This is a genomic window from Corynebacterium sp. (assembly GCF_022712275.1).
Lineage (GTDB): Bacteria > Actinomycetota > Actinomycetes > Mycobacteriales > Mycobacteriaceae > Corynebacterium.
Genome location: NZ_JALAGU010000011.1, coordinates 1 through 24730, shown reverse-complemented (window position 1 = coordinate 24730; position 24730 = coordinate 1). Strand labels below are relative to the sequence as shown.

Genomic DNA, 24730 nt, shown 5'->3' with positions numbered 1-24730 from the left:
GCGCACGAATCTGATCCGCCCCGCCCCAGAGACAGGAGACCCCCCGGTGAACGGAGCGTCCGCGTCGTCGACCAGCACCACCCACGAGGACCGGGGCGAGGGCTCAGGACGTCCCCTGCCGCGGTGGCCGTGGATCCCCTGGATGCCGCTGGCCCTGTCCGTCCTCGCCGCTGTCCTGCTGTGGATCATCGACCCGCCGATGCGGGACCTGCAGGCCGCGCTGGCCCGCGAGTCCGCGCACCGGGCCGGGGTGGGCGTCAGCTACTGGTTCGACTGGTTCGGTGGTGTCTCCCCGGGCAGCTACTCGCTCATCGTTCCGACGCTGACCTCCTGGTTCGGTTCCCTGTTCCTGCTGTGCCTGTGCACCGTCATCATCTCCGCGCTGGCGTACCCGGTATCCCGCAACGCGACGCACCCCACCCTGCTGACCTGGGCCGTGGCCCTGTCTGCGGTGCTGAACATGTTCTCCGGCCGGGTCACCTTCGCCACCGGCGCGGCGATCGCGATGCTCGCGGTGTGGGTGTTCCAGAGAAAGCGGCCGGTGACCGGTGCGCTGCTCCTGGTGGTCTCGGGCCTGGCCAGTGCCCTGGTCCCCGCGTTCGTCGGGATGGTCCTGCTGCCGTTCTTCCTCGTCCGCCGGTACCGCAACGCACGGCTGTGGTGGGCCATCGGTGGTGCCGCACTGGGCGTCGCGCTGCCCTACCTGCTCTTCGGTGCACCCGGCCAGCAGCCCTACCCGGTGACCAGCTTCCTCTGGTACCTGGTCATCGGCATCGGCGCAATCCTCGCACTGGACAGCCCCGTGGCGACCAACCACGTCCCCGCACGGTGGATCGCCCCACTGGGGATCGTCGTCGCCACCGTCCTGTTCATCATCCCGACCGGGGTGGGGTCGAACCTGGGCCGGTTCTTCCTGTTCGTCCTGCCCTGCGTGGTGCTGTTCTTCTCCCTGAAGTCGCCGAAGGTGCTGGCACTGCTGCTGTCCCCGGCACTGGTCTACGGGCTGTTCTACGCCCTCTACGACCAGGTGTCGGTCACGGACGGCGAGAACCCTGAGACCCTGTACGCGCCACTGACCTCGCAGCTCGACGAGCTCGCCGACGACGGCCGGATCGAGAACCACCGCGTCGAACTGGTGGACACGGACACCCATGCCGGCGCCTACCTGCTCACCGACTCCGCCCCGCTGGCACGTGGCTGGGAGAACCAGTCCGACATGCGCTACAACTCCGTCTTCTTCGACAAGGACGCCCTGCACGAGGAGTCCTACCAGGACTGGCTGACGGACAACGCGGTGGCGTTCGTGGCGGTGGCCGACAAGCCGATCCTGCAGCAGCGTCCCGAGGCCGAGCTCATCAATGAGGGCCTGCCGTACCTGAACCGGGTCTGGGGCAATGACGACTGGACCCTCTACGAGGTCGACGAGCCGACCCCGATCGTCCCCTCCCCGCTGCGCCTGCTGGAGACCACCCCGTCGGAGATGACGGTGGAGGTTCCCGAGAACGCCGTGGGCGAGGAGCACCTGATCCGTATCCGCCCGAACCGGTACCTCACCGCCACGCAGGTGCCGGGGAGTACGCCGGCCACGGCTTCTGCGTCGACTTCTGCGTCGACTTCTGCGTCGGCCACGACCTCCCCGTCGCCGGACGCCGATCCGGTCACCGCCTGCCTGGTCCCGACCGAGGACGAGGACTGGACCACGGTTCGCTTCGACGAGCCGGGACGCTACATCCTCACCGGTCAATTCAGTGTGTCGAGCATCCTCGAGCCACTGTCCCCCTCGTGCGAGGACGAAAAGGCTGAGCAGTCTGAGCCGTCAGACCAGTCAGAGCCGTCGGAGTCAGCGGACCGGGACTGACCGTCCCTACAGCTCGTCGAGGTCGATGTTGCGCGGCCCGTAGAGCCGGTCGCCTGCGTCGCCCAGACCCGGGACGATGTAGGCGTCCTCGTTGAGGCCCGGGTCGATCGTCGCCGTGATCAGGCGACCGACCGGCAGCCCCGAATCGCGGACCGTCTCCACGCCCGGCACCGCCGAGACCATGCACACCACGGTGATGTCCGTGGCGCCACGACCCGCGAGCAGCCGCAGCGCGTGGATCAGCGAGCCACCGGTCGCCAGCATCGGGTCCACCAGGAACACCGTGCGTCCGGTGAGATCCTCCGGCAGTGCCTCCAGGTACGGCACCGGCTCGTGGGTCTTCTCGTCACGCGCCATGCCGATGAAACCGACCTGGGCGTCCGGGATCATCGACAGTGCGGGATCGACCATGCCGAGCCCGGCGCGGATGATCGGCACGATGATCGGCGGATCCTGCAGGCGGCGTCCTTCCGCGACGGCCACCGGGGTCGTCACGTTGAACGTCTCGACCGGAAGGTCCCGGGACGCCTCGTAGATGAGCATCATCCCCAGGTCAGCGAGCGCCGCGCGGAAGGCGGCGTTGTCGGTCCGGGCGTCCCGCATGATCGTCAGCCGTGAGGCGACGAGCGGATGGTTTACCTCGACAATCTCCATGCGTTCCAAAATACTTGGCCACGCGGGGAACCACCGCACCGCAACCGGAGTCAAACAATGACATGACCGGAATCACAGCTGAACCCGCCGCACTGACCGTCGTCGCCGACCGGGCGGCGCTGACCGCCGGACGCCTCGCCGCCGGGACCGACCCGGGTGAGGGGCCGCCGGTGTTCGCGCTCCCCCAGGCGTCGCGCTTCCTCACCGCGCTCACCGCCGCCCGGACTCGGCAGGCCGCCGCCGCAAACGACTTCGCCCGCTTCTACGCGGACGCCGGGGCCTCCCTCACCACGCTTGCCGGAGCACTGACCCGCCAGGAGGACGCGGCAGCCGACAGTTTCAGTACGTTCACCGGAGGTCCGTCATGATCCCGGACCTCACCACCCTGGTCACCCCGGTCGCCCAGCTCATCCCCGCTGCGCCGGCCCCCGGTATCCATCCACTCACGTCCCTGCTGGAGGACGCCGGTCTTGGTGATGCACTGTCGGGCCTTCCCTCTCTGGCGGAGTCCGCGGTCGCCGGTGCCGCCGGAACAGCGGTGGTCTCCACCCTGGCGGACGCCGGACAGCGGGCGGTGGAGCTGCTCCGGTTGTCCGGCGACCTGGAGGTGCTGGCCGAGGAGGCGGTCGCGGCGGTGACCCGGGCAGCCGACGACATCACCCTCATCGCCGGGCAGTGCGCCCGCGAGATCGTCGCACTGCTCATGGTCTCCCCGCTGAATCCGACGACCGGGGCTGCCGCCGCACAGATCGGCTGGGAGCACCTGGGCCGGGCCGCGGAGCGGCTCACCGTGCTGGAGTCCGAGTTGGATGGTCTGGCATCTCAGGTGGAGACGGTGGACGCCGCATCCCCGGTTGCCCCGGCCTCACCCTCGGCACTGTCGGGGGCGCCGGAGGACTCAGGGGCACAGACGCCCACAGCGTCCCCGGTATCCGGTACGGCGTCCGGCACCGGGTCAACGGAGCCTACGGACAGTTCCGGCGACGTAGTCGGCGCGCCCACCCCGGAAGCCGCCGCGGCGGTCGAAGCGGCGACGACGGCGCTGGGCACCCCGTACTCCTGGGGCGGAACAGTGCCCGGCCAGGGACTCGACTGTTCCGGGCTGACCCAGTGGGCCTACGGCCAGGCGGGTGTCGACATCCCCCGGACCGCCAGTGCCCAGGCCGTCGGGCCGCAGGTGCCGATGGACCAGCTCGCACCCGGTGACCTGGCAGTGTGGGACGGCCATGTCGCCATGGTCACCGGCGACGGCATGATGATCGAGGCCGGTGACCCGGTGCAGATGTCGCCGGTACGTACCGAGAACATCGGAATGGCCTTCCACGGCTTCTACCGACCCACCGGATAGGAGAACACGATGCAGAACCGCTCCGGACTCGCCCGGATCACCTCCACCCCGCCCGACCCCGGCTACCACGCCAGTCAGTTCCTCGGTACTCCCCCTCCTACGGTGCCCGCGGTCCTGGACCGGAGTCTCTTCGGTGCCGCTCCCGGTGCTGCTCACCGGAGCGCCGCCGGGGGTTCCCCCGGAGCCACCGACACGTCGGGGGCACAGACCGTCGCACCACCACGCTCCGCCCGCTAGAATTGCCGTCCATGGCAGAACGCTCGACAGACCACGGAATCGTCCCCCTCGAACTCGAGACCACCAACGGAACCTTCTTCACTCTCTGGGCTCCGGGATGGACCGCCCGGGGCGAACAGTGGCAGGCATTCCTCGGTGACGATTCCGGGGTGTTCGGCTTCGAGTCCCCTGCTGCACTGCTCGCCTGGATCCGGGACCACAAGGGTGCTGACGCCCACGATCTCACCGACCATCCGAAGTGGGCCTCGTTCACCGAGAACGCCGCCGCGAAGGTCACCCCCCGCAAGTCCGGGAAGATCAGCTTCATCGAGGTCCCGAACAACCTCGCCGGCCGCCCCTCCTTCGACAACGTCAAGGCCGTCGCCTCCGCATTCGACGTCATGAAGTCCTTCGGCGCGGTCTGCGGCATCGAGAAGATCAACTCCTGGTTCCGCTCCTACTCCATCCTCGGCAACACCTCCCGCGGCGCCGACCACTACAACGGTGAGAACGGTCTCGGCGAGTGGTCCAACGTCGGTTACACGGTGCTGGGCAACTGGAAGGACATCCTGGAGCTCGTCGACGAGCAGATCGTCTCCCCCGACGTCGACGAGAAGTCGCTGGCCACCGCCGAGGACGACATCACCGCCGCCGAGGACGCGAAGAAGGAGGCGGACGCCGCTGCTGCCGTCGCCGAGCAGGACGCCTCCGAGGCCGCCGAGACCACCGAGGCCGCCGAGGCCGCCGAGGCCGCCGAGGCCGCCGAGGCCGCAGCCAAGGACGCCGACCCCTACGACTCGACCCCCTGGGCCGCCGCCGGTATCGACCCGGTACGTATCACCGTCGACGGCACGACCGTCTACACCCTGCGCTGCTACGTCGGCGACCGCGAGCCGGTCTTCCTCGGCGAGAACGGCCAGATCCACACCTTCACTTCGGGCCGGTCCCTGGTCCGGTGGATCGTGGACGCCAAGGACCACGACCTCTCCCACTTCGAGACCTGGGACGACCTGGTCACCTTGGCCAATGCCGGTGAGCTGGAGGTCAGCGTCCACCCGTCGAACGAGTACGGTTTCACCGGCCTGCGTGAGGACATCGCCAAGGGCACCGATGCCGTCGACACCGACCAGCTGAGCCGCGCCTACGAGCTCGTCGCCGACGCCGCCGACTGGGCCGACGATGACTCCGTGAACAAGGTGCTGCTGGCCTACCCGCGGCTGCAGGATTACGTGGCCTACATGCTCGGCTCCCCGTCCTCCGGCACCCCGACCGCCCCCTTCGACGAGGAGGCTGAGGGCTGGGGCGAGATGGAGCGTCGTCTCACCGAGCGTTTCACGAAGTTCTGAGCCTGCCCACCGCGCGGGATCCGGTAGCTCGTGGTCCTATAGTTGACCGGTGACCAGCCCGACTCCCCCGTCCCCGACATCCGGAACTCCGGCCCCCGACGCTATCCCCACCTCCCCGGGATGGTGGGCCCTGCTCACCGCGATCCACAACCCGCGTCCGACCTGGCCAGGTGCCCTGCGCGCCGCCCTGGCTGTGGCGATCCCCGCCGGTACCGCGCTGCTGCTGGGCTACGAACAGCAGATGCTGCTCATCACCGGTGGCTCCTTCGCCGTCATCTACGGTGAGGGCCACCCGTTCCGATCCCGGTTGAAGATCATGGTCACCGCCGGGCTGCTTCTCTCCCTGGGACAGATGGCGGGTGCTTTCGTGGGCTCGGTGGTCTGGCCCGCGATCGACGCCGGTGGGTCCGACTGGTGGATGCTGCTCATCGCGCTCTACGCCACCGCCGTCTCCGCTCTGGTGGTGTTCATGCAGAACGCCCTGCGTCTTCCCCCGCCGGGCGGCTTCTTCATCATCATGGTCTCCGGTGGCGCGACGATGGTCGCCAAGCAGGGCATGAACCCGGTCGAAGTCGGCGGCTGGGCCCTCCTCGGCGCCGTAACTGCCATCCTCATCGGCATGGTTCCTGCCCTGTGGGGTCTGCACCGCCCGGAGATCACCGCGGTGGAACGCCTGGAGAAGGCGGTGGCGTCCTACGCCACGGATCCCGCCCCCACCGTCGCCCGCACCCACCAGGTCGAGACGCTGCTCGTAACTACCTGGTACACCCTCTTCGACGCCGGTCACGCCCGCGGCGGAGAGAGCACATCCCATGCCTGCCCCGACCAGCCCGGAACTCTCAGTGAAGAGCTGGTGCAGCGCACCCTCACCGCCCATGTGCGGCTGGCCCGGAGCAACCCCTCGGTCGGACGCCGCGACGGTTCCGCCGCCGAGGAGCTCACCGACACCCCGAACTACATCGACCTCTCCCGGCACAACGTGCCGTTGGCCCGGCCGTCGATACGCTACCGCGTGTACCGCTCACTGCACTGGTATTCACGGGCGACGATGGCGTCGATCAAGGTCACCGTGGCCTGCCTGGGTGCCGGTGTGCTGGGCATCGCCTGCGGTTTCGACCGGCCGGACTGGGCGGTGCTCTCGGCGATGCTGGTGCTGCAGTGGGGTCCGGAGCGTCGCTCGGGAACAATCCGTGGTCTGCACCGCGTCATCGGTTCGGTGGTGGGTGTGGGTATCTTCGCAATCCTTCACCTGCTGGGGGTCCACGACTGGACGCTGCTGCTGGCCCTGGCGGTCTGCCAGTTCTTCGCCGAGGTCTTCGTCGTGAAGAACTACGCGCTCACGGTGGTGTCCTCGACCTCCCTGGCCCTGCTCATGGGCGGCACGATCCACCTGCCGCTCGGCGAGGTGATCAGCGCCCGCTGGGCGGAGATCGGGCTGGCGACGGTGTGTTCCCTCGGCGTGCTGTGGCTGTACCCGCGCGCTGCCACGGTCCGTCATGCGCAACGGCTGGTCAACCGTTCCTTCGAGGCGATGGGTGCGCTGCTCGGTGAGTTGATGACCTCCCCCTCGGTGCAGGACGCCCTGTCCCAGCGCCGCGACCTGCAGTACGAGCTGCTCAGCGAGCGTCGTGCCGCGCAGTCCGTCGCCCTGGACACCGCCGGTTTCGCTGACCGGCACTGGCCGCGTCACCTGGTGATCCAGCGCTCCGGCTACGGACTGCTGGACTTCTGCACCGCCGTCGGTGACCGCCCGGCGACCCCGGAGGAGATCACGCGGCTGGCGGCGACGGTGAAGGACGCCCGGCAGGCAGCGACGTCCTGATCCCCCGCTACCTGCCGGAGTCGGCGGAGGAGGAGGAGGAGACAACGTCGTCGTCCTCCTTCTCCTCCTCCGGGGCGACGATGCGACGCACGCCCCAGATGATCTCGGCGATGCCGACCCAGGCGGCGGTGTGGGCGATGGCGAACAGGATGCCCTTGAAGATGCTGAGGTCACCGTCGTCGGCGGTGAACATGAGGATCAGCGGGTAGATCATGCCGATAACCATGATGCCCAGGCAGGCCAGGTAGACCTTCGACTGCGACCGGTCGCGACCGGCAACGGACAGCTGCGCGGTGTTGAACTGCGCCTTGGCCGGGGCCGGCTGCACCGGGGCACCGAAGTTGCCGGAGCTGAACTGCTGCTGGCCGTACTGACCCTGCTGCCCGGACTGGGACTGGCCGTAGGGCGACTGGCCCTGCTCGCTGTAGCCGCTGTACTGACCGTAGGGGCTCTGCGCGGAGCCGGCGGCGTGGGCCGGGGCGGCGTCCTCCGGGAAAGAGGAAGACCCTGCATCGCCGGAGGCGTTGATCACACCGGTCGACGCGGCGTCGTAGGACGGGACCGCGGAGGAGCCCGACGAAGAGGACTCCGAGGACACCGAGGGCACCGAGGACGCAGCAGGGCTGTCGGCGAGCTGGTGCAGCCAGGAGACGTCGATGACGCCGTCGGGACCGGCCAGCGCAGCCTCGTAGGTGTTGCGCTTGGAGGGGTCGGAGAGGATTGCCCGTGCCGTCGCGAGCTGGTCGACCTCCGGGGAGTTCGTCGGATAACCCTGGCCGACGAGTCCGTTGATCCGTCCGTCGAGCAGCGTCCCGATTTCCGCGGGCGGCATGTCCTTGTCCAGCCCCAGCTCGGTGTACAGGTCGTAGTTGGGCATTGCTCTGGTCACGTCCGTTCTGGTTCTCGGTGAGTGAACCCTACTCATTATTGACAGAGTGAAACACTAATACATCAACCTGAAAATTCGTCGGGAATCTCACGGGAATGTCATGAACAGACCGGAATGCCTCTGAGATCGTCCTCTGCGTTCTCCGCCGACAGCAGCAGCGAATACCTGTCCTTCCCTGCCGTCTGCGACAGCGCGACCTGTGCATCACCCACCGGACCGATCTTGATGACGCACTCCCCGTCGGACCACACCTGGAGCTGCTGACTCGATCCGAGCCGGTCGCGGGTCGCGGCGGCCTCCGCCTGCGCCCTGACCTGGTCCGGGCCGGCCAGTGCGTGGGCGGGCACCTCGGGGAACCGCCGGACGAAATGCCAGGCTTCCTGGCTCATGGTATCGCGCAGTGACCGGAGGGTGAGCATCTCGAAGACGATGAGGCGAAGGCGTAGAGGTCCACGGACTCCCCGGCACCGGTCCGACCTGGACCGACCGGAACTGCTCCGGGGCCATGTACCGGTCGGTGCCGATGAGGAATCCTGCGGAGGTCAGGCGGGTCCCGCCCTGGGTGAGGCTGATGCCGAAGTCGGTGAGCAGCGGGACACTCCATGCACTGTCGCGGTGGGCGCGGTCCGGCACGAGGATATTCGCCGGCGTCACATACCTGCGCCGTGAGGCGATGAGTGCCCCGAGGTCACCGCCTTCGACATAGTCCATGGCGGAGTACGCCACCCCCTCCGGCGAGGTCCGTGCCGAGTGCACGCTGACGATCGCGGGATGACGCAGCTGCCCGAGGATCCGACTCTCCTACCGGAAACGCTGCAGGCTGTCGGGGGGGGGCACCGGCACTCTCCAGTACCTTCACCGCGACCCACCGTCATCGTGCCGAGGTCGATGCCGTCGTCGAGGACGGGAGGAACCTCCGGTCCATGAACTCGGTGCCCTCCCCGACCGGGAAGGACGCCGAGCGCCCGGTCATCAGGGTCTGCCCGGGTCGAGGGCGACGCGGTGCCCGATGAGATCGTCCACGACCATCTGGCCGGGGTGTACCGCGTCCTGCGCCACTGTTCCTCCGTGCGTTCCGTGCGCTGCGCCCGGAAGGCCCGCGTGTCGACCAGCCCATCCTATCCGACGAGGTCGGAGCCGGGAATGTCAGTACTCGTCCTCGGCGCGCTCCAGTCGGCGGGTGCGAACATTGGTCAGGACGGTGAACAGTACCGAGGCGACGACGATGCCGAGAGTCCCCCAGCCCACGGCCGCCTTGGATATGTAGGCCCCGCCGTCGTTGCTGTTGTTCGAGGCAGCCTGGTTCATCGACATCAGGCGCAGCTGGTCCGCCAGCGCCTGGTCGACCTGAGACGAGTCGGCTGCGTTATCGGTGTTCCCGGCGTCGTCCTTGTTCTCCTTGTCGTCCCCGGCCGCGTCCGCGTCCTGGGCGGCGGCGATACGGTTCGCGCCGCCTGTCGCCGCACCACCGGCAGCCGTACCGGCGGTACCGGTGGCACCGGACGTCACTGCGGGAGCTCCCCCACCGGTACCTGCTGCGGCACCGGACACCGGGACAGAACCGATCGGGGCGGACTCGCCCGACGCGGACTTGCAGGAGACGCGGTCGGTGCCCTTGTCATAGCCGGGCACCAGACCACCTTCGGCGAACAGCGTCGCGGTGAAGGCGGCCATACCCTCCTCGTTGAGCGACGGGACGCTGTCATTGCGCGGCATACCGAAGGCCACCTCGCCCCGGGCGTCCGCCGGGACGGTGATCTGGTCGGTGCTGAAGCTGCTGTTGAAGACGACCGGCAGGTTGCGGGTGTCCACCCGCCCGCTGTCGATGCGGGACGCGGCGACCAGCTGGTCCTCGCCGGCGACATTGACCGGCAGCGTCAGCGCATCCGAGGTGACCTGGGCGAACGGGAAGTAGCCGGCGAACAGTGCGCCGATCTCGCCGGGCAGCTGCACCTGGAAGGTGCCGTCGACGGAGAAGGTGTCACCCGCGGCAACCTGGTCGGGCAGGTTCAGGGTGATGTTGGCGGTGAGGTCCATGTAGCTGGGCTCGGTGGGGTTCTCGTCGACGGTGACCGCGCAGTTGTAGGTCTGCTGGGCGGTGGCGGGGGCGGCGAGCGCCTGCGGAAGAACGGACACCGGGGCGAGCCCTAGTCCGAGAGCGGCGACGGAGCCGCAGGCCGCGGTCCGGACGATGGTGGAGTTTTTCGGCATGGGGCTAACCCTCCAGATCTCTGCGGGTGGTGGCGAAACGAAGATAGGACTGGGTGGCCACCGAGACGGCGGCGGCGACGACGAGACCGGCTATGACCAGAAGCATCCAATCCGGTACCCAGATGTCGTTCTTGTGCGGGTCGTCCTGTGGGGCGGCCTCCTCATCGGCGGGGCCGGCCTCCCCGGTCGCAGGAGTCGCTTCCTGCATGGCGGACGCCGGGACAGACACGGAGCCTGACGCCGGCGGTTCCGTGGACTGCGCGACGGCCGTCCCGGTTCCGGTGGCGCCCACGGTCAGGGCGAGGGCGGCGGTGGCGACGCAGGCCTTCCACCGCCCGGTTCGTGAATGGGTCACTGGTTTCCTCCCAGGTTGGCGTCCCGCAGCGCATCGGCCGGAGGGACGAGTGAAATCTTGTCGACCGGGCCGGTGACCGCAGCGCGCAGCGCGACGACGGTCACCACACCCATGACGGCCAGGGCGATGAGGGGGACGGCGATATGCGTCCCCACCCCCAGTGCCCCGGCGACGGCGCCGGCGGTCACGCATCCCAGCAGGACGCCGGCCGCCAGTCCGATGAGCACGCTCACCGCACCGACGACAACGGTCTCCGAGCCCACCAGGCGGCGCAACTGGGCGCCTTCCATGCCCAGCAGCCGCAGGACCGCGAACTCGCCGGACCGGTCCCGCAGGCTCGTCGTCAGGGTGACGACGGCACCGAGGACCGCGATGACCACGGCGACCGCGAGCATCGCCGTGGCGATGACCCGCGCCGTGTCGACCATGGTGTCGACCTTCGCGTCGGTGACGGCGGTGCCGGTGACCGGCAGATCACCACCGATGGTGGCCACGGTGCGCACCGATGTCAGCACGTCGCCGCGGTCGGCGTCGCCGTCGACCCGGACCCACATCGCCGAGGGGGCGGTCGTGATGCCGACCGCCGAGGTCACCGAGGGGTCGATGAGGCCGGACAGCGGCAGGTCGGCGACGTAGTGCACGGTCAGTGCACGTTCCCCGGTGGGGCCGGTGAGAGTGACCGTCGATCCGTCACGGAACGGTGCCTGCTCGGAGGCGGGAAGGTACACCGCATCCGGGTCGGACTCCGCCAGGGGGAACCGGCCGTCGGTGACCTTCCCGAAGTCCTCGGCGTGACCGGCGACCATGTCGGTGATCAGCCGGGTCTCGCTGCGGGTCTGCCCCGGGGAGGACGCCGACTCCGGCGAGGGTTCCCCGGTCAACCGCATCTGGCCCATAGTGACCGGTACGGTACCGTCGGTCCCTTCGACCTGGTCAAGTGCCTCCAGCACGACGGTGTCGAGCGGGGCGGATCCTGAGTAGGCGCCGACCATGATCTCCGGGCCGGGGTCGTCGCTGGAGCGGGCGTCCGCGATCGCGGAGACCGACGCCAGACTGACCCAGCTGACCGCCATGACCGCCGCGGCGAGCACCACGGCCATCCCGGTGGCGGCGGTCCGCCCCGGGAAGCTGCGGATCTCCGCCGCACCGATCTCCCCGAGCGGATGCCGGTCACCGATGAGCCGTCCCGCCAGACCCGCCGCCGCCCAGCACAGTGCCGGAACGGCGAGGACGAGCGCGAGGGCGAAGAGCACCCCGACCACGACCGTCGCACCGGACCCGGCGAACCGGGACATGAGCAGGGCGAGGGCGGCGAGCACGACGACGGCCGCCAGCCGGGCGGTGACGGCCTTCGGCCGTGCCTGGCCGGCACCGGTGGACCGGCGCAGTGAATCCGCCGGGGAGACACGACCACCGGCGACCGCGGGTCCTGCCACGGCCACCAGGGCACCGAGGACGGCGACGACCGGGACCGCGATGAGCGGGGCCACCGGGACGACCACCTGGGACCAGGGGATCTCCGGGACGCCGGGGACCATGCCGAGCAGTGGGGTGGCCAGGTAGGCCAGGCCGATGCCGACCGGGACCGCCAGCAGTCCGCCGACCAGGGCGATAAGCGCGGACTCGAGGAAGAGGACCGCACTGATCTGGGTCCGGGAGGCGCCGATGAGCCGCATCAGCGCGAGCTGGCGCCGGCGTCCCGGCAGGGACGCCCAGATCACGGTGCCCAGCACCGTCAGAGCGACGAAGGCGGTGATCAGTGCGAACCCGTTGACGGTGAACGACAGGATGGACAGGCCGGTGTCGTAGAGGGTCTTGGTAGACGTCACGAGTGCGGCGGTGGTCTCCGGCCAGTTGCCCGGGACCGTGGCGTTGATCTCGTCGGTGACCGCCCGGACGTCGGCATCCGGTTCCAGGGCGATGCGCACTTCATTGGACCCGTCGGTGCCGGCGAAGGCCTGCGCGAGTTCCGGGGTGACGACCGCGTAGTCGGTGCCCGTGTAGTCCAGGGCACCACGGGTGTCGACCTCACCGACGACCGTGAAGTCGCCGGTGCCGGATTCATCGGTGCCCATCGTGACCTCGTCACCGAGACTGAGCCCGGTGGATTCCATGGTCTCCCTGCTCAGCGCGACCTCGGTGCCGGTCTGCGGGTAGGCGCCGTCGGTGAGGTCCTGCCAGCGGAAGTTCTCCGCGGGCAGTGACTCGATAACGGTCGGGGTGACCTTCCCACCGGCCCACAGGGCGGCCCGGGCGCGGGTGAGTCCGTCCGCCGAGGCCACGCCGTCGAGAGCACCGAGACTGTCCACGTCCCCCGGGGACATGCCGGTCCCGCCACCGGCGGCGGTCGGGTCGGCGTCCTCTCCTCCGACGCCGGTCCCGGCGCCGGTCTGGCCGCGCACCACGAGGTCAGCGCCCTCGTAGCTGATCCCGGCGCCGGCGTCGACGCGGTTGTCGAGGGTGGTTCCCAGGACGCTGCCGACGACGACGAGGATGCCACCGAGCAGCACGGCGACGAGCAGTGCGCGGGTGCGGCGGAATGCCGCGAGCTCATGCCCGACGAGGGACAGGGTGGTGGGGACACGCATCAGGCGCCCGCTCCGACGTCGGTGGTGAGCCGCCCGTCGGCCATCCGGTGGACCGAGTCCGCGCGTGCGGCGATGCGGTCGTCGTGGGTGACGATGACGAAACTCTGCTGCCGGTTCCGGGCCGCCCAGGTGAACAGATCCACCAGGTCCCCGGCGGTGGCGGAGTCCAGTGCCCCGGTCGGTTCATCGGCGAAGATGATGTCGGGCTGGCTCAGCAGGGCCCGGGCGACGGCGACGCGCTGCTGCTGGCCTCCGGAGAGCTCACTGGGCCGGTGGTCGAGACGGTGCGAGATGCCGAGCGACTCCGCCAGCGAGTCGACCTCGGCGTCATCCACGGAATGTCCGGCGAGACGGACCGGCAGGGTGATGTTCTGACGGGCGGTCATCCGGGGCAGCAGCTGGAAGTCCTGGAAGATGAAGCCGACCCGGTCGCGGCGCAGCCGGGTCAGGGCCTTGTCCCGCAGGCCGCCGAGGTTGACGCCGCCGATGGCGACACTGCCGGCGTCCGGGCGGTCGAGTCCGGCGAGCAGTTGCAGGAGGGTGGACTTCCCCGAGCCCGAGGGGCCGATGACGACGGCGATCTCCCCGGGTTCGACCGTCAGCGAGACATCGTCGACGGCGGTGACGGTCTCGTCACCGGAACGGAAGTACCGGGACAGGCCGGCGGCGCGGACCGGCGATGAGGCGTGTGACACGTGCGGAGGCTCCTCGGATCAGTCAGTGCGGATGCAACTGAATGTAGCCTACCTTTAACGGGCGTGCCTCACCTATTCGGAAGTTTTCCTGAAACCTGTCCCTGCCAGGTACTTTTCTTTCCCCAACCGCTGTAGCGGGTTCCGTTCACCGCTCCAGTTCGTGCGCCAGGGAGGACAGTTCCCCACCGCCGGCCATCTCGAGGGTCAGCTCGTCGAGGGTGACCTCGTCGCGGGTGGCGTCCATCTTCTGGCGTCCCAGGTTCAGCAGGACGAACCGGTCACCGACCAGGTGCGCGTGGTGCGGGTTGTGGGTGATGAAGATGACGCCGAGCCCCTCGTCACGGGCTGCGGCGACGAACCGCAGCACCATGCCGGACTGCTTCACACCGAGGGCCGCGGTCGGCTCGTCGAGGATGAGCAGGCGGGCGCCGAAGTACATGGCGCGGGCGATGGCGACGACCTGGCGCTGACCACCGGACAGTGAGGCGATCGGGACCGCCACATCCGGCAGGTCGATGCCCATATGGTGGAGCCGCTCACGGGTGATCTCCCGCATCTCGGCCTCACGCATCTTCCCGAACCGGCCGGTGAGTTCCTGGCCGAGGAAGAAGTTGCGCCACACCGGCATGTCACCGACAACGGCGAGGTCCTGGTAGACGGTCGCGATGCCGTGGTCGAGGGAGTCACGCGGGGAGCCGAAGCTCACCTCTTCCCCGTCGACGAGGATCTCGCCCTCGGTGGGCTTGTGCAGCCCGGCGAGGATCTTGATCAGCGTCGACTTACCGGCACCGTTGTCACCGAGGACGCAGGTCACGGTGCCGGCGTCGACGGAGAGGTTGATGTCGCTCAGCGCACGGAAAGCGCCGTATGCTTTGCCGACGCCACGGAGTTCGATGATGTGCTCTTCACTCATTTGCGGGCCTCCGTGAACTTCGAGAAGGAACGGTTGGACAGGACGGCCAGCAGCAGGACGCCGCCGACGAAGAACTTCAGCCAGTCCGGGTTCCAGCCGGCGTAGACGATGCCCTGGGTGGTCATGCCGTAGATCAGGGCACCGATCGCGGTGCCGATCGCCGTTCCCTTGCCACCGGTCATCGCCACACCGCCGACGACGGCGGCGATGATGTAGAAGAACTCGTTGCCGACACCCTGTCCGGCCTGGATCGAGTCGAACTCGTAGAGATTGTGCTGACCGACGAACCAGCAGGACGCAGCGACGACCATGAACAGGGTGATCTTCACCCGGTCGACCGGCACACCGACGGCACGGGCGGCCTCCGGGTTGCCTCCGACAGCGAAGATCCAGTTGCCGAACTTCGTCTTGAACAGGACGAAGTGTGCCACGAGGACGAAGAGGATCCACCAGAAGACCGTGACCTTCAAGGTGACGCCGAAGATGTCCCACTGGCCGGCGAAGAGCTTCCGGCAGAACTCGAAGCCCTGCATGTCCGCGATGGACTTGGTGGAGACCGCGTCCATGATCCGCTTGGTCAGCGCCAGGTTGAGCCCCTGGAGCATGAGGAAGGTCGCCAGCGTGATGAGGAAGCTGGGCACACCGGTCTTGGTGACCATCCAGCCGTTGAAGAAGCCGATGGCCAGGGCGAGCACCAGGGCGAGCAGCGAGCCGACCCAGGACTGCAGGTGCCACTGGTAGTTCATCATCGTGGCGGCCAGGGCCGTGGTCGTCACGCCCACACCGGTGGACAGGTCGAACTCGTCGGCGATCATCAGCAGGCCGACGGCCAGGGCGACGATACCGAGGGTGGAGGAGACGTAGAGGACCGTCGCGAAGGAGTCGAAGGAGCGGAAGCTCGGCGCGACGATCATGAACAGCACGAAGACGCCGACCGCGCCGATGACACTGGCGAGCTCAGGGCGGTGCATGAGCTTGTCGAGGCCCCGGCGGGTGCGCGGGGTGGTGGTCTCCGCGGAGATCTCCGCGGTCACCTGGGTGGAGGGGACGCTCATCGCAGGCCTTCCTTGGCCGCCTCGGAGATGGTGTCGATGTTGTCGGCGTCGACGAAGCTCGGGCCGGTGTAGACGGGGCGTCCACCGCCGACGGTGGTGCCGTTGCGCTTGGCGAGCCACAGCGAGTCGACCGCCATGTAGCCCTGCAGGTAGGGCTGCTGGTCGACGGCGAAGGAGATGTCGCCGCTCCCGATCGCAGGGACGAGCTCGGCGTTCGTGTCGAAGGTGCCGATCTGCACGTCCTCACCGGGGTTGCGGCCGGCCTCCTCGGCGGCCTGGGCGGCGACGAGGCCGACCGGGGTGACCAGGGACATGATCCAGTCGATGGAGCTGTCCTGGGCGAGCTTGGCCTTGATGGTCGACTGGACCGAGGTGAGCTCCTGGCCGTTGACGTAGAGCGTCTCGACGGTGCCGGCACCGCCGAGGCCCTTCTTCACACCGGCGCAGCGGTCCTCCTGGGACTGGTTGCCCTGCTCGTGGATGACGCAGAGGACCTTCTTGGCCCCCTCGTCGTTGAGGCGTTCACCGGCCCGTTGACCGGCGACGCCCTCCTCCTGCCCGAAGAATCCGGTGAGCCCGTACTTCTCATACTGCTCCATGCCGGCATTGAGGCCGACGACCGGGATACCGGCGTTGACGGCCTTCTTGGCGACCGGGCCGATGGCGGAGGCGTTCGGCATGGTCACGGCGATGCCGTCGACGTTGGAGTCGATGGCGTTCTGCACGAGGGCGGCCTGGTTGGGAGCCTGCGGGTCGGAGCTGTAGCGCAGCTCGATGTTGTCCTTCTGCGCGGCGTCCTCGGCACCCTTGCGGACGAGGTCCCAGAAGGTGTCACCCGGCGCGCCGTGGCTGACCATGCTGACGACGTAACGGGGGGTGTCGACGGTGCCACCGCCGGAGCCGTCGCCGTTGTCACGCGGCGCACCGCCGGTGGAGGAGCAGGCGGCGAGGGACACTGCGAGGGCTGCCGTCATGGCGGCAGCAACGGTCCTGAGGGTCTTCTTGAACATCACAACGGCTCAGTCAAGGCTTCTGAAGCGTTTAAGTCAAGCCGTCTGACCTGCTCATTTATCGATTAACTTGATCGGTTAAGCGGTGTTTACCTGCAGTAGGACGCCGACCCCGGGTACGACATCTCGCCCCGCCTGCCGCCCCTCCCCATCCTGGGGCTTCAATTCTGCGTCAGGCACGGAATCGCGATTCTGTGGCAGCGGAGTCCGGACCTGTGCCTGACGCAGAACTGCTGCAATGGCGACACGAAGCCCGAAGGTATCCTCGACCATATGACGTCCTCTGAACCGACTGACCCGCTGCCCGCACGCATCACCGATGAGCGACGCCAGGCACTCAATGAGAAGCTCACCCTCGCCGTCGGCCAGGGGCGGATCGACCTCAGCGAGTTCTCCACGATCAGCGACGCCGTCTGGTCGGTCACCGACGCCGACCGGTTCACCCGCATCGAGCAGCTCGTCGCGGGGAAGACCTCCCCGCCCGATGACGCCGAGATCGACCGGCTCGCGGAAAAGGCGGCCCCCTCCCCCGAGGACGCCGGGAACCCCGCCCCGGCGGCGAAGCCCAAGGGCAGTATCAGTTCCTTCTCCACCACCATCAACCATTACCAGTCCACCACGGTCGTCCCCGAGAACCACGTCCCCACCCAGTCGACCTGGTTCGGCGACATCGCTCTCAGAGGCACCATGCAGCTGCGCGGACGCGAGGGCTACAGCCTCGTCTTCGGTGACCTCGACCTGGATATCCGGGATATGACGCTCACGGCGTCCACCACGGTGCTGCAGGTCAACCAGATCTTCGGCGACGTGAAACTCACCGTGCCACCGGGGGTACAGGTCGTCAACCAGATGAAGCTCACCTTCGGCGATGTGAAGGTCTCGCAGCGCGAGGGCGGTGCGACGCCGAACTACCCGGGTGCGCCGACGGTCGTCCTCACCGGCCGGTCGATGTTCGGCGATCTGCGGGTACGGGTCGCCGAGCCGGGCGAGAAGCAGGGCTTCTGGAGCTGGCTCACCGAAGGTTAGACGTGGCCTCCCCAGACACCGCCACCAGGTCGGCCACCAGACGGTCCATGTCGGCGTCCGACAGTTCATGCACCGTGAGACGCAGATGCGTGTCCGCATCAGCACCGGCTGCACCGTCGAGCCGGAACAGCCCGCCGTCACGCACGATCCAGCCGCGTCCCCGCAGGTCGGCGGCCGCCGCAGCCGAGGGAACACCCAGGTCGACCCAGATATTCAGTCCGTCGACGCTGGGGGACACCAGCCCCGCCCCCGCCAGCTTGGCCAGGAACACCGCGTTGCGTCCGGCGTAATGGGTCGCCGCCGCATCGAGCCTGGAGCGGATGTCGGCGTCCGACAGCAGGGCGGCGACCGTGCGCTGCAGCAGATGACTCACCCAGGTCGTGCCGCCGTTGATCCGCCGGGACAGTTTCTCCGCGGTCTCCGGGTCGGACGCCACCAGCGCGGTCCGCAAATCCGGACCCAGGGACTTCGACATCGAGCGCACCAGCGCCCACCGCGTCTGACCTGCCGGGATCGCGGTCTCGTAGGGTGACTGCGACAGTCCCGCGAACTGGTCGTCCTCGATGACGAGGACGCCCGGGTAGTCCGCCAGCACCTCCTGCAGCGCCTGCGCCCGCGCGTGCGTCAGGCTCACCCCGGTCGGGTTGTGTGCCCGCGGCGTGCAGACCACGGCCCGTGCGCCGTCATCCAGGGCGGCGCGTAGTGCGGCAGCGTCCATCCCCTCGGCGTCCACCGGAACGGGCAGGATGCGGTAACCGGCCAGGCGCGTGGAGTTGCCGGAACTGAGGAAACAGGGGTCCTCGAGAGCGACGGCGTCGCCGGTGGTGGCGACGGTGGCCAGGAGGCGTTCGAGGGCGTCGACGGCGCCGGCGGTCACACTGATCACGGCGTCCTCGGCCCGGTCAGCGAGGTCGGGGCCGAGCAACCGCAGGGCGACGCGTCCCAGCTCAGGATGGGTGGCAGCGGTGCCGTAGAGCGGTGGTGGTGCCGGAGCGAGGCGGACCGAGGAGGCGTCCGGCAGCAGGGTGGCGTCCGGGTTGCCGTGGCCGATGTCGCGCACGGTGGAGGAGTTACCGGACGCAGCCCCCTCTGTCGCGGTTTCCTCGACTCCCACCACGGTCGTGCCCGCACCCCGACGGCTGACGGCGATTCCGGCGTGGACGAGGTTCCGGTAGGCCGCCTGTACGGTGTTCCGGTTCACGCCGAGGGTGTCCGCCAGGCTGCGGACCGGCGGCAGTCGGTCACCCGGGACGAGGACGCCACGGTCGACGAGTCCCCGCACACTGTCGGCGATGCCGGCGGCGGTCGATCCGGTGATGGGGAGGTGCCCTTTTTCCTGCTCAGTCACGTGAGCCACTATGCCACAGGCAGGTCACTCCACCGGGTCAGCCGCAGCGACCTTCTCCAGGGTGGGACGCAGTTCGTCGACCGCCCAGGTACGGACCAGAGAACTCGGCTGTGCCAGGCCGATGACCACCGCATAGTTGTCGCTGATCATGGTCCCGTTCTTCACCTGCGGCAGGGCAGCGAAGGTCGGGCGGCTCTCGAGCGATGCGATCCCGGCAGAGGTGTAGATCACCGAGAAGTCGGCGGCGAACTCGTCATAGCTCTCCGGACTGACGACGTACGCGCCACCTGCCGCATTGGGTTCCTTCCCCTCGATGGTCGCCGGCAGGGTCATGCCGAGGTCGTAGAGGAAGGAGTTGGACGCCTCGGAGGGGTCCGGTGACGTACCGATCTTCCCGTCGCCCTGGTCACGTCCCACCCAGCCGGTCTTCCCCGACAGACCAGGCAGATCCTCCTTCAACTGCGTGAAGAGGTCCGCGTCCTCGTCAATGATCTGCTGCGCCTCGTCCTCCCTGTCGTAGAGGTCACCGAGCTGGCTGAGCCGTTCCTTCCAGGTGGCCTCCGTCGGGTCCGCGGAAGGACCGTTGAGTGTGGGCGCGATTCCGGTGAGCTGGTCGTATTCGTCCTGCGAGTCGATCCAGTAGATGTCACCGATGATGACGTCGGGGTCAGCGGCGGCGATCGCCTCGGCATCGATGTCTCCGTAGGCGGCGACGGTGATCCGCTCCACCCCGTCGAGCCTGCCTTCCCGCCACGGGGCGTCCTCGTCCTGTTCGGTCATCACGACGGCGACCGGGGTGATCCCGAGGGCGAGGACATTGTCGAGGGCGGACGCGGTGACGACCGCACGTTCCGGGGCGACCGGGTAGTCGGCGTCCTCGAAGGCATTGGTGAGGGTGATGGTGTCAGCACCACCGTCGGAGGAGGCGTCGTCGGAGCCGCAGGCGGTGAAGCCGGCGGCGAGCCCGAGTGTGAGGATGGCGGCGGTGGCCCGTGACAGGGCGGATGTGTACGTCATATTCACAGAAGTTAGGCAGCGCTCACCCAACTGTCAACAGTATTCACGGTAATGGGGGTGAACACCGGACACACCCTCACATCTCCGGCCAGTGCCGCCCCAGACCGTCGATGATGAACTCCACCTTCACATCAGTGGCCCCGCGGTCAGCCCAGGTTTCGTCCGGCTGGAACGGATGGTCGGGAACCTCCTTCCCTACCCTCGCCTTCGCCCGGGACAGACCGGATTCCCCCGACCCGTCGGTGGCGCGCATGGACTCCACGCCGAGCCGGCACGCAAAGACCGTGTCCCCCAGGAAGTCCAGCGCGAACCCCGCCTGTCCCCGGGTGTACCCGTGAGACTCCAGCGCCGCCGCATACGCCCCGGCGACCTGCCCCACATGGGTGAAGGCCGGCGCATAGGAGTACACGGCACGAGCCAGGCCGGGGAAGTTCTCGCAGACCTGCCAGCACTCGTCGGCCCACAGCCGGCAGACCTCCTGCCAGCTCGCCCCCGGCGCAGGGACCGCGATGGAGGACGCCGCCTTCGCCAGGCAGGCGTCCAACAGGTCATCGCGGGAATCGAACCGCCGGTACACCGCCGAGGTCACCACGCCGATACGCTTCGCCACCTGGGCGAGCGTGAACGTGTCGACGCCGATCGCCAGTGCGGCGTCCACCACGTCCCCCCTGGTGAACGACGGCTTCGGCCCGGTCTTCTTTCCGACACCCATGATGACCAGCCTACCGGTCGACGAGTGTCCACCCCTGCGCATGGTGCAGATGGTTCCAGAACCTCGTGTACGTGCCCTCAGCCGCGAGCAGTTCCTCATGCGTGCCCTGCGCCTCGATCTGCCCGTCGGCGGTGAACAGCACAATCGAGTCCGCCTTCGCGATGGTGTCCAGCCGGTGTGCGACGACCAGCAGTGTCGCGTCCTTCCGGAGCTGTTCGACGGATGCGACGATATGTGCCTCGTTCTCCACGTCCAGCGCGCTCGTCGCCTCGTCCAGCAGCACGACCGGAGCCTGCTTGAGCAGTGCCCGGGCGATCGCCACCCGCTGCCGCTCACCGCCGGACAGTGCCTTACCACCCTCCCCGACCTGTGTCGCCCAGCCCTCCGGGAGTCGCGCGGCGATCTCCGTGACACCCGCCAGCTCCGCGGCGTGCCGGATCTCGGCGGTGGACGCCCCCTCCCGGCCCACCGCGATATTCGCCTCCAGCGTGTCGTCGAAGAGGTACACGTCCTGAAAGACCATCGACAGCTGCGCCATGAGCTGCTCCGTGGTCTGCCGCGTCACCGGGACGCCACCGACGAACACCTCACCGGAATCGACATCGTGGAACCGGGAGATGAGTTTCTCCACCGTCGTCTTACCCGAGCCGGACGGCCCGACCAGCGCGACCATCGACCCGGTGGGCACCTCGAAGGACAGGTCCCGGACCACCGGGGCGTCCGGCGTGTAGCCGAAGGTCACGCCGCGCAGCTCCACCGAGCCCGGCGCGGTGAGCCGCGCGGGGGTGTCCGGTTCGGCCAACGGCTCGGCGGTGAGGACGCCGTCGATGCTGTCCAGCAGTGGACGCCTGGTCTCCAGACCCATCGCCCCCTCGGTGATCGCCGACAGTGTGGAGGTGAACTGCAGTGCCAGTCCGATGAAGGCGAGTGCCGGGACCGGCTCCAGCGTCCCGTCGACGGCCAATGTGCCGGTCACCGCGATCAGCGCGACAATCACCCCCTGAGTCACTGCGCCGGACAGCAGCAGTCCCAGTGTCTCGATCCACAGTGACTTCTCCTTTGACGCGACCGCATTGTCCAGAGCCGCAGTCAGCGGGGCGAAGTCCTCACTGTGCCCGCAGGAACGCAGCGCACCCTGACACTGGGCGTACTCCACGATGCGGTCGGCGAGTTCCTCCTCGTCCGGCTCATGGATGCGTCCACCCTTCCTGGCGAGCGCCGTGGAACACAGCGTGATCACCAGGAACACCGGGACGGCGAGGGTGAGGACGAGCCCGAGCCACGGGCTCCAGAACCAGGCGGCGACGATGACGACCGTCGCCGTGACAATGCGGGACACCAGCGGGCCGATCATGTGGGCGAAGATCTCGCCGGTGGTCATGAGTTCGGAGGAGACCATCCGGGACAGACGTCCGGCGAGTGGACGCGCGAACCAGCCCAGCGGCTGACGCGACACCTGATCACCCACCAGGCGGTGGATACTGCGCAGGAAGTCCATCGCCACGCGGTAGTTGCGCTGGTCCTTGACGAAGTTCAGGGCGACACTGACCAGCGCCAGGACGGCAAAGACCACCAGCCAGCCGGGTGTGGTCAGCCCCCACCAGGCCTCGTCGGCGGCCAGTGACGAGATCGCCGGCAGAAGGGCCGCCAGGGCCAGACCTTCGACCAGCCCCGCGACGGCACTGGTGAGCAGGGCGGGAGTCATGGCCTCCGGATGGGAGATCATCCGGCGCATCCGGGGAACGATGTCGATCAGGGGGAGCTTCATGCCCGTGCCTCCTCGGCGGTGACCTGTCCGTTGTTGACGTGGATGACCCGGTCCACCCCGGCGATCGCCTCGGGGCGGTGGGCGATGACCAGCACGGTGCGTCCTTCCGCGAGGGTGGAGAGGGCCTGCTGGATCTCGTGCTGCGACTCGGGGTCGGTCAGCGCGGTCGCTTCATCGAGGACGAGCACCGGGGCGTCCATCAGCAGCGCGCGGGCGATGGCGATGCGCTGGGCCTGTCCGCCGGACAGTCCGGTGTCCGAGCCGTAGACGGTGTCGAAGCCGTCGGGCAGGGCCTCGATCTCGTCGAGGACATGGGCGGCCCGGGCGGCATCCCGGACCTCGGCATCGGTGGCGTCCGGCCGACCCAGCGCAATGTTGTCGCGGATGCTCACGGCGACCAGCTGCGGATCCTGCAGCACGAACCCGACATGGGAGTACAGATCGGCGATGTCCCTCACAGGGACGCCGCCGATAGCCACCGTGCCCGACTGCGGATCATCGAAACGGGCGAGCAGGGTGGCGATGGTGGACTTACCGGACCCTGACGGGCCGACGAGAGCGGTGACAGTGCCGGCGGGCAGGGTGAAGCTCACGTCGTCGACCGCCGGGGTGTCTGCCCCGGGGTAACGGTAGGTGACGTGGTCGAAGGTGACCTCGTGGGAGACGGGGGCGGTCTTCGCACTGGCGGCGTCCTGCAGCACGGGGGTCTCGAGCAGACCTGTGAGGCGCAGCGCGGCGGCCCCGGCGATCTGGCTGGACCAGGTGTTGTTCTGCATGGTCTCCAGGGAGTACGGCACCAGCAGTGCGATCAGCGACGTGGCCAGGACATCTGCCACACCGACGTAACCGTTGTGGACCAGCAGCATGCCGCCGCCGAGGTTGACCAGCAGGATCAGCGGCACCGCCAGGATGGACTGGCCGAGGGAGGAGACGGCCATCAGCGGCTTCACCCAGGCGAGATAGAAGTCGTAGAACTCATCGGCGGAACGCTGGTAGCTGCGGTGCGCGCGTCCGACCCGGCCGAAGGCCTTGACCACGGAGATGCCGGTGACGAACTCGACCATGCGGGCCGAGACATCGCCGAGCCGCCGGTCCATCTCCACCGTCTTCTCCCCCATGTTCCTCATGGTCATCATCATGGCCAGCAGGTACACGGGGACGACGGCGACGGAGAGCAGTCCGAGCCGCCAGTCCACGATGAAGGCGTAGACCATCAGCGCCAGCGGCATGACCACCGCGCCGGTGCCTTCGACCGGCTGGTGGGCAATGAGGTAGTGGACGGTGGTGATGTCGTCCTGCAGGCCCTTGCGGACGCGGCCGGAGTTCGTCGCGGTGAACCAGCTCAGCGGGACCTTCGCGAAGCGTGTCACCATCCGCAGCCGGATACCGTGCCCCAGGGCCACATCGGCGAAGTGGGTGACCGACAGGGCGATGAAGTAGATGACGAGCCGAGCCATGAAGGCGCCGAGCAGAATCGTGAGCCAACGGTTGACCTCGTCTCCGTCGATGCCGGTGCCGGCGCCGGAACCGTCGCCGGAGGACGCCCCGTCGATGAGCAGTGCACCGATCTTGACCAGGGCGATGTACGGGACGACAGCCAGGACGGCGGAGAGAGCGGAAAGAATCCGTCCGAGCATGAGACGCCCTGAGACCGGACGGAGAAGATTCTTCAGCGCGGCCGCGCCGGCTTTCTGTTCGGCCCTGTTGTCCGGTGCATCAGGGACAACCGGTGGAGACTGTGCGGGTGGCCCCTGCGGGCTATGCGGGCTATGCGGACTCTGCGACTGCGCAGACATGGTCCTCCTTGAGGCTTGCACTACCTAACTGTGAATGCTCATCACACTAGGTTGCGTGGAACCACGCACGCAAGGGTCACACCCGTCCACCCCTCCCCCATCC

The 24730-nt window shown here is 68.4% G+C and carries 22 protein-coding genes; 7 read left to right on the top strand and 15 right to left on the bottom strand.

Features of this window, described 5'->3' with window-relative positions; translation table 11 throughout:
* Nucleotides 1-46 precede the first annotated feature (46 nt).
* Nucleotides 47-1858, top strand: coding sequence for a DUF2029 domain-containing protein (locus Q0A27_RS01715; protein WP_291473353.1), 1812 nt, complete (start codon nucleotides 47-49; stop codon nucleotides 1856-1858).
* A gap of 6 nt (nucleotides 1859-1864) precedes the next feature.
* On the opposite strand, the gene upp is transcribed toward Q0A27_RS01715, so the two are convergent.
* A complete protein-coding gene (gene upp / locus Q0A27_RS01710; protein WP_291473352.1) occupies nucleotides 1865-2512 on the bottom strand; it encodes a uracil phosphoribosyltransferase in 648 nt (215 codons plus the stop codon).
* Between the two features lie 62 nt (nucleotides 2513-2574).
* Between upp and Q0A27_RS01705 the strand changes: the two genes are divergently transcribed.
* The 5 genes from Q0A27_RS01705 to Q0A27_RS01685 are packed head-to-tail and all read left to right on the top strand — an operon-like array spanning nucleotide 2575 to nucleotide 7244.
* Complete coding sequence (locus tag Q0A27_RS01705; RefSeq protein WP_291473351.1) at nucleotides 2575-2880, top strand: hypothetical protein; 306 nt, start codon at nucleotides 2575-2577, stop codon at nucleotides 2878-2880.
* A complete protein-coding gene (locus tag Q0A27_RS01700) occupies nucleotides 2877-3860 on the top strand; it encodes a C40 family peptidase (protein WP_291473350.1) in 984 nt (327 codons plus the stop codon). Before Q0A27_RS01705 ends, Q0A27_RS01700 begins: the two co-directional genes overlap by 4 nt.
* 9 nt (nucleotides 3861-3869) lie before the next feature.
* Entirely contained in the window at nucleotides 3870-4097 is a 228-nt protein-coding gene (locus Q0A27_RS01695) for a hypothetical protein (protein ID WP_291473349.1), read from the top strand.
* A gap of 11 nt (nucleotides 4098-4108) precedes the next feature.
* On the top strand, nucleotides 4109-5422 hold the full coding sequence (locus Q0A27_RS01690; protein ID WP_291473348.1) for a hypothetical protein: 1314 nt from the start codon (nucleotides 4109-4111) through the stop codon (nucleotides 5420-5422).
* A gap of 49 nt (nucleotides 5423-5471) precedes the next feature.
* The gene (locus Q0A27_RS01685; protein ID WP_291473347.1) at nucleotides 5472-7244 is read left to right on the top strand and encodes an FUSC family protein; all 1773 of its coding nucleotides are present in this window, start codon (nucleotides 5472-5474) and stop codon (nucleotides 7242-7244) included.
* 7 nt (nucleotides 7245-7251) lie between these two features.
* Here the strand turns inward: Q0A27_RS01685 and Q0A27_RS01680 are convergent, their stop codons facing one another.
* The 9 genes from Q0A27_RS01680 to Q0A27_RS01640 all read right to left on the bottom strand — a co-directional run bounded on the left by Q0A27_RS01680 (nucleotide 7252) and on the right by Q0A27_RS01640 (nucleotide 16960).
* On the bottom strand, nucleotides 7252-8133 hold the full coding sequence (locus Q0A27_RS01680) for a hypothetical protein (protein ID WP_291473346.1): 882 nt from the start codon (nucleotides 8131-8133) through the stop codon (nucleotides 7252-7254).
* 98 nt (nucleotides 8134-8231) lie between these two features.
* Nucleotides 8232-8552 carry a hypothetical protein gene (locus Q0A27_RS01675; RefSeq protein ID WP_291473345.1) on the bottom strand — a complete coding sequence of 107 codons (321 nt, stop codon included), beginning with the start codon at nucleotides 8550-8552 and terminating at the stop codon, nucleotides 8232-8234.
* 727 nt (nucleotides 8553-9279) lie between these two features.
* The gene (locus Q0A27_RS01670; protein WP_291473344.1) at nucleotides 9280-10344 is read right to left on the bottom strand and encodes a hypothetical protein; all 1065 of its coding nucleotides are present in this window, start codon (nucleotides 10342-10344) and stop codon (nucleotides 9280-9282) included.
* Nucleotides 10345-10348: 4 nt separating this feature from the next.
* Nucleotides 10349-10699 carry a hypothetical protein gene (locus tag Q0A27_RS01665; protein WP_291473343.1) on the bottom strand — a complete coding sequence of 117 codons (351 nt, stop codon included), beginning with the start codon at nucleotides 10697-10699 and terminating at the stop codon, nucleotides 10349-10351.
* The gene (locus Q0A27_RS01660) at nucleotides 10696-13287 is read right to left on the bottom strand and encodes an FtsX-like permease family protein (protein WP_291473342.1); all 2592 of its coding nucleotides are present in this window, start codon (nucleotides 13285-13287) and stop codon (nucleotides 10696-10698) included. The genes Q0A27_RS01665 and Q0A27_RS01660 overlap by 4 nt, the downstream gene beginning before the upstream one ends.
* The gene (locus Q0A27_RS01655) at nucleotides 13287-13982 is read right to left on the bottom strand and encodes an ABC transporter ATP-binding protein (RefSeq protein ID WP_291473341.1); all 696 of its coding nucleotides are present in this window, start codon (nucleotides 13980-13982) and stop codon (nucleotides 13287-13289) included. Before Q0A27_RS01655 ends, Q0A27_RS01660 begins: the two co-directional genes overlap by 1 nt.
* Before the next feature lie 145 nt (nucleotides 13983-14127).
* Nucleotides 14128-14895: an ATP-binding cassette domain-containing protein gene (locus Q0A27_RS01650; RefSeq protein WP_291473340.1), complete on the bottom strand. Its 768-nt coding sequence runs from the start codon at nucleotides 14893-14895 to the stop codon at nucleotides 14128-14130.
* Nucleotides 14892-15866 carry an ABC transporter permease gene (locus Q0A27_RS01645; RefSeq protein WP_291473403.1) on the bottom strand — a complete coding sequence of 325 codons (975 nt, stop codon included), beginning with the start codon at nucleotides 15864-15866 and terminating at the stop codon, nucleotides 14892-14894. Before Q0A27_RS01645 ends, Q0A27_RS01650 begins: the two co-directional genes overlap by 4 nt.
* An 80-nt stretch (nucleotides 15867-15946) precedes the next feature.
* Nucleotides 15947-16960: a substrate-binding domain-containing protein gene (locus Q0A27_RS01640; RefSeq protein ID WP_291473339.1), complete on the bottom strand. Its 1014-nt coding sequence runs from the start codon at nucleotides 16958-16960 to the stop codon at nucleotides 15947-15949.
* 273 nt (nucleotides 16961-17233) lie between these two features.
* On the opposite strand from Q0A27_RS01640, the gene Q0A27_RS01635 reads away from it, so the two are divergent.
* A complete protein-coding gene (locus tag Q0A27_RS01635) occupies nucleotides 17234-17986 on the top strand; it encodes a LiaF domain-containing protein (protein ID WP_291473338.1) in 753 nt (250 codons plus the stop codon).
* Here the strand turns inward: Q0A27_RS01635 and Q0A27_RS01630 are convergent.
* The 5 genes from Q0A27_RS01630 to Q0A27_RS01610 all read right to left on the bottom strand — a co-directional run bounded on the left by Q0A27_RS01630 (nucleotide 17973) and on the right by Q0A27_RS01610 (nucleotide 24468).
* Nucleotides 17973-19334 (bottom strand): aminotransferase class I/II-fold pyridoxal phosphate-dependent enzyme, encoded by a 1362-nt coding sequence (locus Q0A27_RS01630; RefSeq protein ID WP_291473337.1) that lies wholly within the window; start codon nucleotides 19332-19334, stop codon nucleotides 17973-17975. The two genes, Q0A27_RS01635 and Q0A27_RS01630, sit on opposite strands and share 14 nt — an antisense overlap.
* A 24-nt stretch (nucleotides 19335-19358) precedes the next feature.
* Entirely contained in the window at nucleotides 19359-20351 is a 993-nt protein-coding gene (locus tag Q0A27_RS01625; protein ID WP_291473336.1) for an ABC transporter substrate-binding protein, read from the bottom strand.
* Between the two features lie 76 nt (nucleotides 20352-20427).
* Entirely contained in the window at nucleotides 20428-21063 is a 636-nt protein-coding gene (locus Q0A27_RS01620; RefSeq protein WP_291473335.1) for a TetR/AcrR family transcriptional regulator, read from the bottom strand.
* Between the two features lie 10 nt (nucleotides 21064-21073).
* Nucleotides 21074-22831, bottom strand: a complete 1758-nt coding sequence (locus Q0A27_RS01615; RefSeq protein ID WP_291473334.1) for an ABC transporter ATP-binding protein — start codon at nucleotides 22829-22831, stop codon at nucleotides 21074-21076.
* Nucleotides 22828-24468 (bottom strand): ABC transporter ATP-binding protein, encoded by a 1641-nt coding sequence (locus Q0A27_RS01610; RefSeq protein WP_291473333.1) that lies wholly within the window; start codon nucleotides 24466-24468, stop codon nucleotides 22828-22830. Before Q0A27_RS01610 ends, Q0A27_RS01615 begins: the two co-directional genes overlap by 4 nt.
* Nucleotides 24469-24730: the final 262 nt, after the last annotated feature.